Consider the following 15,971-nt stretch of genomic DNA (forward strand, 5'->3'; position numbering starts at 1 on the left):
CGGCAGGGCAAGCCACTAAAGTTGTAAAGAACCGCTTTCCGTAGGAGCCGGCTTGCCGGCGAAGACGCACTTGAAGCCCCCTTCGCCGGCAAGCCGGGCTCCTGCAAGTCAAGCGCTCGCTTTTATCAGCATGTACACGGCGACCCCGAAACAGATGCTGGCGAACCCGACCTGCAACGCCCGCGCCGGTACCTGGGCGCAGAGCTTGCGGCCAACGATCATGCCGGCAATGCTGGCGCCGATGAAGATGGCGCCGACGCTGTCGATGCGCACGCCGGCCTGGAACGCGCCGATCACGCCGATGGCCGAAATCAGGCTGATCACCATCAGCGACGTGGCGATGATCCCGCGCATCTGCACATCGGTCAGTTGCTTGAAGGCCGGGACGATCAGAAAGCCGCCACCCACCCCCAGCAACCCCGACACCACCCCCGTCACCGCACCCAGTGCGGCGAGGGTCGCGGTGCATTTGGCGGTCCAGGAAAAGCGCCCGGTCTGTTGATCGAGCATGCAGTTCTTCTGGCCCCAGTTGGCGTGACCGTGATCGCTGGGGCCCTCGTCCTTGCGCTCGCGGCGCAACATCCGCCCGGCTACCACGACCATCAGCAGGCTGAACAGGATCATCAGGATCTTTTCCGGCAACTGATGGGCGAAGTAGATGCCCAGCGGCGAAAACACCGCGCCCAACGCCGCGATCAGCAGCGCCGCGCGATACCGCACCAGGCCATGGCGCAAACCGTCGATGGCGCCGACCGCTGCCGCACTGCCCACCGCGAACAACGCCACCGGAGCGGCCTGGGTCATGCTCCAGCCCAACCCCAACACCAGGGCCGGGACCGCAAGGATACCGCCACCGGCGCCAGTCAAGCCGAGCACCAACCCCATCACTACGCCAAACAGACTTGCCAGCAACATAGGGAGTTCTCAGTTGTGCCGGGAGTCGGGTTCGATCACGGTGATGTTCAGATGCGGGCTACGCTTGAGCAGGCTGGCGACAAGGCCGATACCCGCTGTGCCGCCGCCGATGACCACGATATCTGCACTGATGGATGGGCCCCAGTGTTGATCGTTCATTGCTTGTTCCTTTTGCTGCACGCAAGGATTTACGAGTCAAACCAAAAACTTGTGGGAGCGAGCTTGCTCGCGATGACGGTTGGTCTGCCAACATTTATGTTGAATGTGCCGACGCCATCGCGAGCAAGCTCGCTCCCACAGGTTCGGTGTGTTGAATAGGTTCAGGGTTGAACCCAGCTTTTAAGCACGGCCCCGCAATACAGCCCGGAGAGGGTTTTCATCACCTGAATCACTTCGTGACTGGCGAGACCATAAAAAATGTACTTGCCTTCACGACGGGTAGCGACCAGTCCTTCATCGCGCAGGATGCCCAATTGCTGGGACAGGGTCGGTTGGCGCACACCGGTCATTTTTTCCAGCTCGCCTACGTTGCGCTCACCCTGGGTCAGCTGGCACAGGATCAACAGGCGATCCTCATTGGCCAGGGCCTTGAGCAGCGCACACGCCCTGGAGGCCGAGGCGCGCAGTTGGGCGACTTCACATTCGGTCAGACTGGATTGCATTTGCAGGATGCCTTCAACGTCACTTAAGCTGTGAACATTATGTTTTTATATAAAGTGTTGCAACCCATGACTGACTTTTCTACCCCTGCACAGGTTCGTGTCCATGCCCGCGCTGATTGAAGCTTTCCTCGACCCTGCCTCCTCGACCTACAGCTACGTGGTCTACGAGGCGGATGGAGGCCAGTGTGCGATTGTCGACCCCGTGCTCGATTACGACGCAGCCTCCGGGCGTACCGCGACCACCCAGGCCGACAAAATCATCGCCTTCGTCCACGCCCGTCACTTGCAGGTGCAATGGCTACTGGAAACCCACGCCCACGCCGATCACCTGTCCGCCGCTCCATACCTGCGCGGGCAGCTGGGCGGCAAGATCGCCATTGGCGAGTCGATCAGCAAGGTGCAGGACGTGTTCAAGGCGCTGTTCAATCTGGAGCCTGCCTTTTGCGTCGACGGATCGCAGTTCGATCACCTGTTCGCCCCCGACGAATCGTTCATGATCGGCAATCTCAAGGCGACTGCCCTGCACGTGCCCGGTCATACCCCGGCGGACATGGCCTACCTGATCGGCAACGATGTGATCCTGGTCGGCGACACGCTGTTCATGCCGGACGTGGGCACCGCCCGCTGCGACTTTCCCGGCGGCAATGCCAACCAGATGTACGCCTCGATCCACAAGCTGCTGGCCTTCCCCGCCAGCGTGCGCCTGTACATCTGCCACGATTATCCGCCCGAGGGACGCGCCCCCGAATGCATGACCACCGTCGGTGAACAGCGCAAAAGCAACATCCACGTGCGCGACGGCATCGATGAGAACACCTTCGTGGAAATGCGCACCCGGCGCGATGCGGGATTGGGGATGCCGACACTGTTGCTGCCGGCGATCCAGGTGAATGTGCGGGCGGGGAATTTGCCGCCGGCCGAAGACAACGGCGTGACCTACCTGAAAATCCCCCTGAACAAACTCTAACCCTGTAGGAGCTGCCGAAGGCTGCGATCTTTTGATCTTCAGCGATCCATCTGTCGCCAGAATCAAAAGATCGCAGCCTTCGGCAGCTCCTACAAAGCGCGATCCTTGATTTTCAGTTACCCAACGTCAGCCCATTCGCCGGCAACGGCAGCGCGGTCTTATAGCGCACCTGCTTGAGCGCAAAGCTCGAGCGGATGTTCGCCACCCCCGGCACCTTGGTCAGAAAGTCCATCATGAAGCGCTCCAGCGACTGGATGGTCGGCACCAGCACCCGGATCAGATAGTCCGGGTCGCCGGCCATCAGGTAGCACTCCATCACCTCGGGGCGGTCGGAAATCGCCTCTTCGAAATGCTGCAGCGCCTCCTCCACCTGCTTCTCCAGGCTGACGTGAATGAACACGTTCACATGCAGCCCCAGCAAGTCGGCATCCAGCAGCGTCACTTGCTCGCGAATCACCCCCAGTTCTTCCATGGCCTTGACCCGGTTGAAACATGGCGTCGGCGACAGGTTCACCGAACGCGCCAGGTCGGCGTTGGTGATGCGTGCGTTCTCCTGAAGGCTGTTGAGAATGCCGATATCGGTACGGTCCAGTTTGCGCATGAGATAAAACCACCTGTTTTTTATGTTTATGCAGGTTTTTTATCTGCAAATGATCTTTAACGCAACGAAACAGAGAGAAATATTCTTCTTGGCCGGGCCTATGATTGTTGTAGGACAAGATTTCTTCTACCGAACGAAATCTGTCAGCTCACTACAAGAAATTCACAAGATCGAGCGTAGAAGCCATGACCCAAGCGTATGAACCGCTGCGCCTGCACGTCCCCGAACCCTCGGGCCGTCCCGGCTGTAAAACCGACTTTTCCTACCTGCATCTGACCGATGCCGGCACGGTGCGCAAACCCCCTATCGACGTTGAACCGGCTGACACGGCTGATCTGGCCCGTGGCCTGATTCGCGTGCTCGACGACCAGGGCAATGCCCTTGGGCCGTGGGCCGAAAACGTGCCGGTGGAGATCCTGCGCAAGGGCATGCGTGCCATGCTCAAGACCCGCATCTACGACAACCGCATGGTGGTCGCCCAGCGTCAGAAAAAGATGTCGTTCTACATGCAGAGCCTTGGCGAAGAAGCCATCGGCAGCGCCCAGGCCCTGGCCCTGAACATCGACGACATGTGCTTCCCGACCTACCGCCAGCAAAGCATCCTGATGGCCCGCGACGTACCGTTGGTCGACCTGATCTGCCAACTGCTTTCCAACGAGCGCGATCCGCTCAAGGGACGTCAGTTGCCAATCATGTACTCGGTCAAGGAGTCCGGTTTCTTCACCATCTCCGGCAACCTCGCCACCCAGTTCGTGCAAGCCGTGGGCTGGGGCATGGCCTCGGCGATCAAGGGCGACACCAAAATCGCTTCGGCGTGGATCGGCGACGGCGCCACCGCCGAGTCGGACTTCCACACCGCCCTGACGTTCGCCCACGTGTACCGCGCACCGGTGATCCTCAACGTGGTCAACAACCAGTGGGCGATCTCCACCTTCCAGGCGATTGCCGGTGGTGAAGCGACCACCTTCGCCGGTCGTGGCGTCGGTTGCGGCATCGCCTCCCTGCGGGTCGATGGCAACGATTTCTACGCGGTCTACGCCGCCTCTGCCTGGGCCGCCGAACGTGCGCGCCGCGGCCTCGGCCCTACCATGATCGAATGGGTCACCTACCGCGCCGGCCCGCACTCGACCTCCGATGATCCGTCCAAATACCGTCCCGCCGATGACTGGAGCCACTTCCCGTTGGGTGATCCGATCGCGCGCCTCAAGCAGCACCTGATCAAGACCGGTCACTGGTCCGAAGAGGAACACGCCGCGGTCAGCGCCGAACTGGAGGCCCAAGTGATCGCTGCGCAGAAAGAAGCCGAGCAGTACGGCACCCTCGCCGGCGGCCAGATTCCGAGCGCCGCGACCATGTTCGAAGACGTCTACAAAGAGATGCCGGAGCACTTGAAGCGCCAGCGTCAAGAGTTGGGGATCTGACATGAACGATCACAACAACAATATCGAGCTGGAAACCGCCATGACCACGACCACCATGACCATGATCCAGGCCCTGCGCTCGGCCATGGATGTGATGCTTGAACGTGACGACAACGTCGTGGTCTTCGGCCAGGACGTGGGCTACTTCGGCGGCGTGTTCCGCTGCACCGAAGGCCTGCAAGCCAAGTACGGCACCTCCCGGGTGTTCGACGCGCCGATCTCTGAAAGCGGTATCGTCGGCACCGCCGTGGGCATGGGCGCCTACGGCCTGCGCCCGGTGGTGGAGATCCAGTTCGCCGACTACGTGTACCCGGCCTACGATCAGATCATTTCCGAAGCCGCGCGCCTGCGTTATCGCTCGGCTGGCGAATTCACCGCGCCGATGACCCTGCGCATGCCCTGTGGCGGCGGCATCTACGGCGGCCAGACCCATAGCCAGAGCATCGAGGCACTCTTCACTCAGGTATGCGGTCTGCGCACCGTCATGCCGTCCAACCCCTACGACGCCAAAGGCCTGCTGATTGCCTCCATCGAAAACGATGACCCGGTGATCTTCCTGGAGCCGAAACGACTGTACAACGGTCCTTTCGACGGCCACCACGAACGCCCGGTAACCCCGTGGTCGAAACACCCCGCCGCACAGGTTCCGGACGGTTACTACACCGTACCGCTGGACGTTGCCGCTATCGCCCGTCCGGGCAAGGACGTCACCGTACTGACCTACGGCACCACCGTCTACGTGTCGCAAGTGGCCGCTGAAGAAAGCGGCGTGGATGCCGAAGTCATCGACTTGCGCAGCCTGTGGCCGCTGGACCTCGAAACCATCACCAAATCGGTGAAGAAAACCGGGCGCTGCGTGATCGTTCACGAAGCCACCCGCACTTGCGGCTTCGGCGCCGAACTGACGGCGCTGGTGCAAGAGCACTGCTTCCACCACCTGGAAGCGCCGATCGAACGCGTCACCGGTTGGGACACTCCCTACCCGCACGCGCAAGAGTGGGCGTATTTCCCAGGCCCGTCCCGAGTGGGCGCGGCGTTGAAACGGGTCATGGAGGTCTGAATGGGCACGCACGTTATTAAAATGCCGGACATTGGTGAAGGCATTGCAGAAGTTGAATTGTCGGTATGGCACGTCAAGGTCGGCGACATGGTCGTCGAAGATCAGGTACTGGCCGATGTCATGACCGATAAGGCGATGGTCGATATCCCGTCGCCGGTGCATGGCAAGGTCATTGCCCTCGGTGGCCAGCCGGGTGAAGTCATGGCGGTCGGCAGCGTGCTGATCAGCATTGAAGTCGAAGGCGCGGGCAACGTTAAGGAGTCGGCGCAACCGGCACCTGTTAAAGAAGCGCCTGTGGCCGCAGCCAAAGTAGAAACCGTGGTTGAAAGCAAACCGGCCGCTGCCCCAGCGCCGAAAGCTGCCGTTTGCCAGGGCCCGATGGTTGCTCGCGAGGCCGATGAGCGTCCGCTGGCCTCCCCGGCCGTGCGCAAGCATGCGCTGGACCTCGGTATTCAGCTGCGTCTGGTCCGAGGCACCGGCCCTGCCGGCCGTGTACTGCACGAAGATCTCGACGCCTACCTGGCTCAGGGTCAGTCGACCGCCTCGGCACCGGTGGCGGCTGCTTACGCCCAACGTACCGATGAACAGCAGATCCCGGTGATCGGCATGCGCCGCAAGATCGCCCAGCGCATGCAGGACGCCACCCAGCGTGCCGCCCACTTCAGTTATGTCGAAGAAATCGACGTCACGGCTGTGGAAGAGTTGCGCGCGCACCTCAACGAAAAACACGGCGCCACCCGCGGCAAGCTGACCTTGCTGCCATTCCTGGTCCGCGCCATGGTCGTCGCCCTGCGCGACTTCCCGCAGATGAACGCCCGTTACGACGACGAAGCCCAGGTCATTACCCGCCTCGGCGCGGTACATGTCGGCGTCGCGACCCAGAGCGATGTCGGCCTGATGGTGCCGGTGGTGCGTCACGCCGAAGCCCGCAGCCTGTGGGACAGCGCAGCGGAAATCGCTCGCCTGGCCAACGCCGCACGCAACGGCAAGGCCAGCCGCGACGAGTTGTCCGGTTCGACCATCACCCTGACCAGCCTTGGCGCCTTGGGCGGCATCGTCAGCACGCCGGTGCTGAACCTGCCGGAAGTGGCGATTGTCGGCGTGAACAAGATCGTCGAACGGCCAATGGTGATCAAAGGCCAGATCGTGATCCGCAAGATGATGAACCTCTCCAGCTCCTTCGATCACCGCGTGGTCGACGGCATGGACGCGGCGCTCTTCATCCAGGCCATTCGCGGCTTGCTCGAACAACCCGCCACTCTGTTTGTGGAGTAACGAATGCAGACTTTGAACACCACGCTGCTGATCATCGGCGGCGGCCCCGGCGGTTACGTAACAGCGATCCGTGCCGGCCAGCTGGGCATTCCGACCATTCTGGTGGAAGGCCAATCCCTGGGCGGCACCTGCCTGAACATCGGCTGCATTCCGTCCAAGGCACTGATTCATGTCGCCGAGCAGTTCCACCAGACCCGGCACCACAACCAGCACTCGGCGCTGGGCATCAGCGTCTCGGCGCCGACCCTGGACATCACCAAGAGCGTCGAGTGGAAGGACGGCATCGTCGATCGCCTGACCACTGGCGTTGCGGCGCTGCTGAAAAAGAACAAGGTCCAGGTTGTTCAAGGCTGGGCCAAGGTCATCGACGGCAAGACCGTTGAAGTCGGCGACACGCGTATCCAGTGCGAGCACCTGGTGCTGGCCACCGGTTCAAAAAGCGTGAACCTGCCGATGCTGCCGATTGGCGGGCCGATCATCTCGTCCACCGAAGCCCTGGCGCCGACCTCCGTGCCCAAGCGCTTGATCGTGGTCGGCGGCGGTTACATCGGTCTGGAGCTGGGCATTGCCTATCGCAAGCTCGGCGCCGAAGTCAGCGTGGTGGAAGCGCAGGAGCGCATCCTGCCGGCCTACGACGCCGAACTGACTCAACCGGTGCACGACGAACTGAAAAAACTCGGCGTAAAGCTTTACTTGAAACATAGCGTTCAAGGTTTTGATTCTTCTAACAATACCTTGCAAGTACTGGAACCAGGCGGCGAGACCCTGAACCTGGAAACCGATCAGGTGCTGGTGGCCGTCGGTCGCAAGCCGAACACCCAGGGCTGGAACCTCGAAGCGCTGAACCTGGACATGAACGGTTCGTCGATCAAGATCGACCACCGCTGCCAGACCAGCATGCGCAACGTGTATGCCATCGGTGACCTGAGCGGCGAACCGATGCTCGCGCACCGGGCCATGGCCCAGGGCGAGATGGTCGCCGAGCTGATCAGCGGCAAGACCCGCGAGTTCAACCCGACCGCCATCGCCGCCGTGTGCTTCACCGACCCGGAACTGGTGGTAGTCGGCAAGACCCCGGACGAAGCCAAGGCCGCAGGCCTGGACTGCATCGTGTCGAACTTCCCGTTCGCCGCCAATGGCCGGGCCATGACGCTGGAGTCGAAAAGCGGCTTCGTGCGCGTGGTCGCCCGTCGCGACAATCATGTGATTGTCGGCTGGCAGGCGGTGGGCGTCGGCGTGTCCGAATTGTCCACGGCGTTTGCGCAAAGCCTGGAGATGGGCGCGCGGCTGGAAGACATCGGCGGCACCATCCATGCCCATCCGACGCTGGGTGAGGCGGTGCAGGAAGCGGCGTTACGGGCCCTTGGGCACGCATTGCACCTCTAGCCCGAACCTGTAGGAGCGACGGTGCGACGATTCGACTCGCTCGCGAAAAACTCAGGACAACGCGGTCACTCAGACGAGGCGCGTTATCGTTGACGTCCATCGCGAGCAAGCTCGCTCCTACAAGGAATGCAATCCGGGCTGCGAAATGGGCCCGGAATGAAGTATTGTTGTCCCCATCCAAAAAACGTCAGAAGCCTTGAACCGTTTCGGCGGTTGTTAAGAGATAGAGGGTGTCATGGGTAACGAAAGCATTAATTGGGACAAGCTGGGTTTTGACTACATCAAGACCGACAAGCGCTATCTGTCGTACTTTCGCAATGGCGAGTGGGACAAGGGCACCCTGACCGAAGATAACGTGCTGCACATCAGCGAAGGCTCCACTGCCCTTCACTATGGCCAGCAATGCTTCGAAGGCATGAAGGCCTACCGTTGCAAGGATGGTTCGATCAACCTGTTCCGCCCGGACCAGAACGCCCTGCGCATGCAGCGCAGCTGCGCCCGCCTGCTGATGCCGCAGGTGGACACCGAGCAATTCATCGAAGCCTGTAAAGCAGTGGTCCGCGCCAACGAGCGTTTCATTCCGCCGTACGGCACCGGCGGCGCGCTGTACCTGCGCCCGTTCGTGATCGGTGTGGGTGACAACATCGGCGTGCGTACCGCCCCCGAGTTCATCTTCTCGATCTTCTGCATCCCGGTCGGCGCCTACTTCAAGGGCGGCCTGACCCCGCACAACTTCCTGATCTCCAGCTACGACCGTGCCGCGCCACAAGGCACCGGTGCCGCCAAGGTCGGTGGCAACTACGCCGCCAGCCTGATGCCGGGTTCCCAGGCCAAGAAAGCGCATTTCGCCGACTGCATCTACCTGGATCCGCTGACCCATACCAAGATCGAGGAAGTCGGTTCGGCCAACTTCTTCGGGATCACCCACGACAACAAGTTCGTGACCCCGAACTCGCCATCGGTACTGCCGGGCATCACCCGTCTGTCGCTGATCGAACTGGCCCGGTCCCGCCTGGGTCTGGATGTGGTCGAAGGCGACGTGTTCATCGACAAACTGTCGGACTTCAAGGAAGCCGGCGCTTGCGGCACCGCTGCAGTGATCACGCCAATTGGCGGCATCAACTACAACGACCACCTGCACGTGTTCCACAGCGAAACCGAAGTCGGCCCGATCACCCAGAAGCTCTACAAAGAGCTGACCGGCGTGCAAACCGGCGACATCGAAGCGCCAGCGGGCTGGATCGTCAAGGTTTGATCTGACGCCAGACGCACAAAAGCCCCCCATCGGGTGACCGATGGGGGGCTTTTTGTTTGCATTGCACAGACGAATCCACCGCCCCCTGTGGGAGCGAGCTTGCTCGCGATGACGGCATTGCATTCAACACAGAAACAACCGGAATACCCGTATCGACAGTCAGCGAATGTTCACAAACTCCACCGAACCTGCCGCGATTTGCGAAGTTTTAACATTGCCCTCAACCGCCAACGGCAACTCAAGCCCAAACCGCCCCGCTATCTCCCTGCGCCCCAACGCCGTCAACGCTAACGCGCGACTGTCCAGATCCTGGGTCACCCACTTGCGCTTGAGCGCCGTTTGCAGCAACGCCGCACCCAGCGATCCGCCCAGATGCGGCCGACGCATGCTCCAGTCCAGGCACGGGCAGGCGAAGCGGCGGCGCAAGGTGCTCAAGTCCTGTACCTCGATCCCAAGCCCCTGAAACATTGCCGAACCACTGTCACTCAAGCGATAGGCCTGTTCGTCGGTTTCCTCGAGCCAGCCCGCTTCGAGCATCCGGTCATGCATCAGCACGGCCAGGGTGCCCGCCATGTGGTCGTAGCAGGTGCGGGCAAACTGCAGGCGATCCGGGGTCCGCGAGTTGAATTCCGGCGCAGTGTTCTGGCCGATCACCATCAGCGCCTCCAAGGCCTGGGCCACGCGTTTGTCCGCCAGGCTGTAATAGCGGTGACGTCCCTGAACGTGCAGCCGCACCAGCGCCAGCTCCTTGAGTTTGGCCAGGTGGGCACTGGCGGTCGACGCACTGACTTCGGCCACCGTCGCCAGTTCGGTGCTGGTGCGGGCGTGGCCGTCCATCAGCGAACAGAGGATTTTCGTCCGTGCAGGCTCGGCGATGGCTGCCGCTACCTGCGAGACACCGATGTCGTGTTGTTCTGCGCTCATATTTCGCTCCCGGACGAATCAACGCCCTTTCGGACTGGAGATAGTAGCAACACTTTCCAACAACAAAAGGCTGCGCCCCATGGACCCGATCATCGCTGCGACCCATACCGATCCCTATCCCTACTACGCACGACTGCGTGCCGAAGGTGGGCTGGCTTTTCATCCAGGGCTGAACCTGTGGGTGGCCAGCAGCGCCCGGGTGGTGGCCGCCGTCCTGGCGCATCCCGATTGCCATGTTCGACCGGCGCAGGAGCCAGTCCCCAAGGCGATCGCCGACGGCATGGCCGGCCAGGTGTTCGGCCAATTGATGCGCATGAATGAGGGTGAACGCCAGCGTTGCCCACGGTCGGCGATTGAGCAGGGGCTGAAGTTGATCGATGCGCGGGAAGTCGAGGCCCTGGTCAGCGCCCGATTGATGACCGCGGATGCCGCTGGCCTGTACAACGCCATGTTTCGCGGACCGGTGTGCGTGGTGGCGGCGTTGTTGGGATTCACCCCGGCTCAGGGCCGCGCCATCAGCGAGTTGACGGCGGATTTCGTCGCCTGCCTGTCGCCCCTGAGTGACGCGGCGCAATTGACCGCCGCCCACGCTGCCGCCGAACAAATGAGCAGTTACTGTGTCGAGCTTCTGGCCGACCCGGACAACCACAGCCTTCTGCTTGCAGGCATCCGCCAGCGCTTCGCGTCCGGCGCACCGCAAACGCTGATCGCCAACCTGATCGGCCTGTTCTCCCAGACCTTCGAGGCCACTGCCGGACTGATCGGCAACACCGTGCTGGCATTGATTCAACACCCGTCGTTGCGCAGCGAATCAACCCCTGTCGAAGACCTGCTGGCCGAAGTGCAGCGTTTCGACCCGCCGGTACAGAACACCCGCCGCTTCGTCGCCGCCCCCTGCGAGATTGACGGGGTGCAGCTGAAAGCCGCAGACGTGATCCTGGTGCTGCTGGCCTCGGCCAATCGCGACCCGCAGCTCAACGACAACCCCGACACCTTCCTGCTCGACCACCCGAACCGGCGCAGCTTCACCTTTGGTGCGGGGCGCCATCAATGTCCGGGGCAACGACTGGCGTTATGCATTGCTGGCGCCACCGTCCGGCAAATTCTGGCGATGAAGCCGGCACTGGATCGCCTGACCTGGCATTACCGCCCGTCCGTGAATGGACGGATTGCGCTGTTCAGTGACCGACCGAAAACCGCTCAAGCAGTGCGGTATTCGACGGTCAGGTGAGACAACTCACGGACCGGCGCCAAGCGTTCGCGTTGGCTAGCCAGCTTCAAGTCAATCATCCCGCGTCAGCACTTCCAGCAATTCAATTTCGAAGATCAGGTTCGAATTCGGCGTGATCTTGCCCATGGTGCGTTCGCCATAGGCCAGGTGCGCCGGCACCAGCAACTTGCGCTTGCCGCCGACCTGCATGCCCATGATGCCCAAATCCCAGCCCTTGATGACCCGCCCGGTGCCGATCACGCACTGGAAGGGTTTGCCACGGCTGTAGGAAGAGTCGAATTCGCTCCCGTCCTCCAGCCAGCCACGGTACTGGGTGGTGATCAGCGCGCCTTTGATGGCGGCTTTTCCGTCACCCACTTGCAGATCGATTACCTGAAGCTCGTCATTCATTGAATTCACTCGTATGCTCACTCGCCCTCAAGGGCCTGACGGGCGCCGTTTTCCCAGATTTGCTCTCGATTGGCAACCATTGCCGTCTCCGCGCGCGGCGTTTAAAGCTGTTTACTGAACTAAAATAATCAACAATTACCCGTACGGTTCACCGCCCTGAAGGCCACCCCCGAATGATCCTGCTCTGGACCAGCGTCATCCTTGGTTCAATGACGCTTACCCTGATCGTCGCGCTGGTCTGGCGCGAACGCTCGCTGCACAAGCGGCTGGCGGAGTATCGCGCGATCATCAACAGCCTGTCCGAAGGCCGGAGCATCCACCAGGATGACGACGCCGAGCGCTTCAAACGCAGCCAGTATTTCGCTCGTATCGGCACCTGGGATTGGGATGTCGACACCGACCGGTTGTACTGGTCAGATGCAATTTTCGGCATGTTCGGCTTCAAGATCGGCGAAGTGATGCCCTCTTACGCCCTGTTCTGCTCCTGCGTGCATCCGGACGACCGGCACAGGGTTCGGGCCGGCGAACTGCGTTGCCTGGAAACCGGCGAAAACCATGACGAGGAGTACCGCGTGGTCTGGCTCGACGGAACGATCCGCTGGCTGCGGGAAACCGGCAACGTGGTCAAGAATGACCACAACGAAACGATCAAGATGATGGGCGTGGTACGCGACATCACCGAAGAAAAGGCCTCGGCCAACTACCTCAAGCACCTGGCCCATTACGACCGGCTGACCGGCCTGCCCAATCGCCTGGTGCTCGAAGAGCGCCTGTCCGAAGCGCTGGAACAGGCACGCGCCGGTGCCACGCGGGTGGCGCTGGTGTTTGTCGACCTCAATGGTTTCAAGGCCATCAACGACCGCTATGGTCATGCGGCGGGCGACCGGGTGCTGGTCACGACCGCCACACGGCTCAAGCGCATTCTGCGTGGCACYGACACCGTCGCCCGGATCGGCGGCGACGAATTCGTAGTCATCCTCCAGGACCTGCCCCAAGGTAAAAGCCTGCAAGACGAAGCGCGCACCATCTGCCAGAAAATCTTCGTCGAACTCTCCCCGCCCGTCACCATCGGCAACGACCAGCGCCACATCGGCACCAGCCTCGGCGTCGCCGTGTTCCCCGATCATGCGCCGAGCATCGACCGCTTGCTGCACATTGCCGACCTGGCGATGTATGAGGCCAAGCGCAGCGGGAACAATCAGTATCGGCTGGGCACCGAGAGCGTAGTGCGGGCACATAACGAATAGCGTTTCGTCGACGGGTGCCTGTACCGGTAACTGCACGAGCACGTCCACGAATGCATTGATCCACTTCACACATCAATGCATGCCAACTATGCAATTAACATATCGATCCCCCTGCTCCACTATCCGCCCCAATAAGAACCGTGCGCCGCGTCCAGGCAGCGCACGTCATAAAAGCGGTGGAGTATTTATCGATGACAGCCTCAATCCCGCGCGGACGCTCTCGCGCCAGTGCCATTTTCCGGGTCACCTCGGGCAACTTCCTCGAACAGTTCGACTTCTTCCTTTTTGGTTTCTATGCCACGCAAATCGCTGCCGTATTCTTTCCGGCCAGCAGCGAATTCGCCTCGCTGATGATGACCTTCGCAGTGTTCGGCGCAGGCTTTCTGATGCGTCCGTTGGGCGCGGTGGTGCTGGGTGCCTATATCGATGATGTGGGCCGACGCAAAGGGTTGATCGTGACTCTGTCGATCATGGCCAGCGGCACCATCCTGATTGTGCTGGTGCCCGGCTACGAAACCATCGGCTTGTTCGCCCCGGCCCTGGTGCTGATCGGGCGGCTGCTGCAGGGCTTTTCCGCCGGTGCGGAATTGGGCGGCGTGTCGGTGTATCTCGCCGAGATCGCCACACCCGGCCACAAGGGCTTTTTCACCAGTTGGCAGTCGGGCAGCCAGCAAGTGGCGATCATCGTCGCCGCCGCGCTGGGTTACGCCTTGAACCAGTGGATGGCGCCGAGTGTGATTGCCGATTGGGGCTGGCGGATTCCGTTTTTCGTCGGCTGCATGATCGTGCCGTTCATCTTCCTGCTGCGCCGCAACCTGGAAGAAACCGAAGAGTTCGCCACCCGTAAACACCGCCCGAGCATGGGTGAAGTGTTCCGCACCCTGGGGCAAAACTGGCTGACCGTGTTCGCTGGCATGATGATGGTCGCCCTGACCACCACCGCGTTCTACCTGATCACGGTGTACGCGCCGACCTTCGGTAAAACCGTGCTGCACCTGAGCACGTCCGATGCGCTGCTGGTGACATTGCTGGTCGGCGTCTCGAACTTCATCTGGCTGCCGATTGGCGGAGCCCTGTCCGACCGAATCGGTCGCCGCCCGGTGTTGATTGTCATGGCTGTGCTGGCCATCGCCACCACCTATCCGATGCTGACCTTTCTGGTCAACGCGCCCAGCTTCATCCACATGCTGCTGGTGTTGCTGTGGCTGTCGTTCATCTACGGCCTGTACAACGGCGCAATGATCCCGGCGCTGACGGAGATCATGCCAGTGGAAGTCCGGGTGGCCGGTTTCTCCCTCGCCTATAGCCTGGCCACGGCCGTGTTCGGCGGGTTCACCCCGGCGATGTCGACCTTGCTGATCCAGTACACCGGCGACAAGGCGGCGCCGGGTTACTGGATGAGCTTTGCAGCCCTGTGCGCGCTGTGCGCGACGCTCATGCTCTATCGACGCGCCTCGAACCATCTGCAACCGGTGGCCTCGTGAACCGGCCCTTTATCGAGAACTTGACCATGAAAAAAACCTTCAGTTTTGCCGCCCTTGCGTTGGTGGCCAGTCTGGGCTTGAGCGGCATTGCCCAGGCTGAAGAGATCCGTGTGATGACCTCCGGCGGCTTCACGGCGGCCTACAAGATCCTCGGCCCGAAGTTCGCCGCCTCCACTGGCAACACCCTCGACACCGCACTCGGCCCCTCCATGGGCAAGGCCCCGGAAGCGATCCCCAATCGCCTGGCCCGGGGTGAGCAAGCCGACGTGGTGATCATGGTCGGCTACGCGCTGGACGATCTGATCAAACAAGGCAAAGTCGATCCCGCTTCAAGAGTCGAACTGGCGGATTCGCGCATTGGCCTGGTGGTGCGCGAAGGTGCGCCGAAACCGGATATCAGCAACGTCGAGGGCCTGAAAAAGACGCTGCTCGACGCCAAATCAGTGGCCTACTCAGACAGCGCCAGCGGCGTGTACATCGAGCAGCAGCTGTTCAAGCGCCTGGGGATCGAGGACCAGCTCAAGCCAAAGTCGACCATGGTGCCGAAAATCCCCGTGGGCTCGGTGGTTGCCACCGGTGACTATCAACTGGGTTTCCAGCAGGTCAGCGAACTGTTGCCGGTGCCGGGGGTCAGTTTCGTGGCGAAGATTCCGGAGTCGGTGCAGTCGGTCACCCGGTTTGCCGCCGGCATCCCGGTAGGTGCACAGCACCCGGCCGAAGCCAAGGCACTGCTGGAGTACCTGGCCTCGGCCCAGGCTCAACCGGACGTGAAAGCGACCGGACTGGACTCGGTCAGTCACTGACCGACGGCTGCAGGACTTTCATCTCCACCACCAGCCGTTCCAGCTCCAATGCCGCCGGGGTCAGGGTTCGACCCCGGCGCTTGATCAGACCGACGCTGCGCATCACTTGCGGTTCGGTCAATGGCACCCGCGTCAGGATCGGATGATCCGCCGCCGGCATCGCCATCAACGGCACCGCCGCCACGCCCAACCCGGCCTCCACCAGACCGATCATGGTGGTCACGTGCCGGGTTTCGCAGATGCTCGGCCGCTGCGGCACCACGCCGGTCAGCGCCTGGTCCAGCAGAAAACGGTTGCCCGAGGTTTTATCCAGCGAGATGTAATCCTGCTGATAGAACTCGTCCCTGGTG

Annotated in this window: 16 protein-coding genes and 1 pseudogene; 10 read left to right on the forward strand and 7 right to left on the reverse strand. The window is 61.6% G+C overall.

Annotation, left to right across the window (positions count from 1 at the left end):
* Positions 1-108: 108 nt before the first annotated feature.
* The 3 genes and pseudogenes from AC1DXW_RS20155 to AC1DXW_RS20165 all read right to left on the reverse strand — a co-directional run bounded on the left by AC1DXW_RS20155 (position 109) and on the right by AC1DXW_RS20165 (position 1,577).
* Complete coding sequence (locus AC1DXW_RS20155; protein ID WP_477754602.1) at positions 109-915, reverse strand: sulfite exporter TauE/SafE family protein; 807 nt, start codon at positions 913-915, stop codon at positions 109-111.
* Between the two features lie 15 nt (positions 916-930).
* Positions 931-1,074 (reverse strand): annotated as a pseudogene (locus tag AC1DXW_RS20160) (FAD/NAD(P)-binding protein); the annotation flags it as partial.
* Between the two features lie 161 nt (positions 1,075-1,235).
* The gene (locus tag AC1DXW_RS20165) at positions 1,236-1,577 is read right to left on the reverse strand and encodes an ArsR/SmtB family transcription factor (protein WP_477754603.1); all 342 of its coding nucleotides are present in this window, start codon (positions 1,575-1,577) and stop codon (positions 1,236-1,238) included.
* Between the two features lie 103 nt (positions 1,578-1,680).
* Between AC1DXW_RS20165 and AC1DXW_RS20170 the strand changes: the two genes are divergently transcribed.
* Positions 1,681-2,544: an MBL fold metallo-hydrolase gene (locus AC1DXW_RS20170; RefSeq protein WP_477754604.1), complete on the forward strand. Its 864-nt coding sequence runs from the start codon at positions 1,681-1,683 to the stop codon at positions 2,542-2,544.
* Positions 2,545-2,656: 112 nt separating this feature from the next.
* Here AC1DXW_RS20170 and bkdR read toward each other — a convergent pair whose 3' ends face one another.
* Positions 2,657-3,145: a Bkd operon transcriptional regulator BkdR gene (gene bkdR / locus AC1DXW_RS20175; RefSeq protein WP_007976593.1), complete on the reverse strand. Its 489-nt coding sequence runs from the start codon at positions 3,143-3,145 to the stop codon at positions 2,657-2,659.
* A gap of 185 nt (positions 3,146-3,330) precedes the next feature.
* Between bkdR and AC1DXW_RS20180 the strand changes: the two genes are divergently transcribed.
* The 5 genes from AC1DXW_RS20180 to AC1DXW_RS20200 all read left to right on the forward strand — a co-directional run bounded on the left by AC1DXW_RS20180 (position 3,331) and on the right by AC1DXW_RS20200 (position 9,542).
* Entirely contained in the window at positions 3,331-4,566 is a 1,236-nt protein-coding gene (locus tag AC1DXW_RS20180; RefSeq protein ID WP_477760366.1) for a thiamine pyrophosphate-dependent enzyme, read from the forward strand.
* 1 nt (position 4,567) lies between these two features.
* Positions 4,568-5,626 (forward strand): alpha-ketoacid dehydrogenase subunit beta, encoded by a 1,059-nt coding sequence (locus AC1DXW_RS20185; RefSeq protein ID WP_477755845.1) that lies wholly within the window; start codon positions 4,568-4,570, stop codon positions 5,624-5,626.
* Positions 5,627-6,901, forward strand: a complete 1,275-nt coding sequence (locus tag AC1DXW_RS20190) for a dihydrolipoamide acetyltransferase family protein (protein ID WP_477755844.1) — start codon at positions 5,627-5,629, stop codon at positions 6,899-6,901. It abuts the gene before it with no gap.
* A gap of 3 nt (positions 6,902-6,904) precedes the next feature.
* A complete protein-coding gene (gene lpdA, locus AC1DXW_RS20195; protein WP_477755843.1) occupies positions 6,905-8,287 on the forward strand; it encodes a dihydrolipoyl dehydrogenase in 1,383 nt (460 codons plus the stop codon).
* Between the two features lie 235 nt (positions 8,288-8,522).
* Positions 8,523-9,542, forward strand: a complete 1,020-nt coding sequence (locus AC1DXW_RS20200) for a branched-chain amino acid aminotransferase (RefSeq protein WP_223455986.1) — start codon at positions 8,523-8,525, stop codon at positions 9,540-9,542.
* A 159-nt stretch (positions 9,543-9,701) separates the two neighbouring features.
* On the opposite strand, the gene AC1DXW_RS20205 is transcribed toward AC1DXW_RS20200, so the two are convergent.
* A complete protein-coding gene (locus tag AC1DXW_RS20205) occupies positions 9,702-10,466 on the reverse strand; it encodes an ArsR/SmtB family transcription factor (RefSeq protein ID WP_477755842.1) in 765 nt (254 codons plus the stop codon).
* A gap of 79 nt (positions 10,467-10,545) precedes the next feature.
* Here AC1DXW_RS20205 and AC1DXW_RS20210 point away from each other — a divergent pair, with 79 nt between their 5' ends.
* Positions 10,546-11,697: a cytochrome P450 gene (locus AC1DXW_RS20210; RefSeq protein ID WP_477760367.1), complete on the forward strand. Its 1,152-nt coding sequence runs from the start codon at positions 10,546-10,548 to the stop codon at positions 11,695-11,697.
* A 51-nt stretch (positions 11,698-11,748) separates the two neighbouring features.
* Here the strand turns inward: AC1DXW_RS20210 and AC1DXW_RS20215 are convergent, their stop codons facing one another.
* Positions 11,749-12,087, reverse strand: a complete 339-nt coding sequence (locus tag AC1DXW_RS20215; protein ID WP_477754568.1) for an FKBP-type peptidyl-prolyl cis-trans isomerase — start codon at positions 12,085-12,087, stop codon at positions 11,749-11,751.
* Positions 12,088-12,260: 173 nt separating this feature from the next.
* On the opposite strand from AC1DXW_RS20215, the gene AC1DXW_RS20220 reads away from it, so the two are divergent.
* The 3 genes from AC1DXW_RS20220 (at position 12,261) to AC1DXW_RS20230 (ending at position 15,621) form a co-directional block, all read left to right on the forward strand.
* Positions 12,261-13,334, forward strand: coding sequence for a diguanylate cyclase domain-containing protein (locus tag AC1DXW_RS20220; protein ID WP_477754567.1), 1,074 nt, complete (start codon positions 12,261-12,263; stop codon positions 13,332-13,334).
* Between the two features lie 191 nt (positions 13,335-13,525).
* Positions 13,526-14,818 (forward strand): tricarballylate/proton symporter TcuC, encoded by a 1,293-nt coding sequence (gene tcuC, locus AC1DXW_RS20225; protein WP_477760368.1) that lies wholly within the window; start codon positions 13,526-13,528, stop codon positions 14,816-14,818.
* Positions 14,819-14,844: 26 nt separating this feature from the next.
* On the forward strand, positions 14,845-15,621 hold the full coding sequence (locus tag AC1DXW_RS20230) for a substrate-binding domain-containing protein (protein WP_477754565.1): 777 nt from the start codon (positions 14,845-14,847) through the stop codon (positions 15,619-15,621).
* On the opposite strand, the gene AC1DXW_RS20235 is transcribed toward AC1DXW_RS20230, so the two are convergent.
* A partial coding sequence (locus AC1DXW_RS20235) for a LysR substrate-binding domain-containing protein (RefSeq protein WP_477760369.1) occupies positions 15,611-15,971 on the reverse strand: 361 nt, incomplete at its 5' end. The two genes, AC1DXW_RS20230 and AC1DXW_RS20235, sit on opposite strands and share 11 nt — an antisense overlap.

This window comes from Pseudomonas sp. P4_C4 (genome assembly GCF_056402055.1).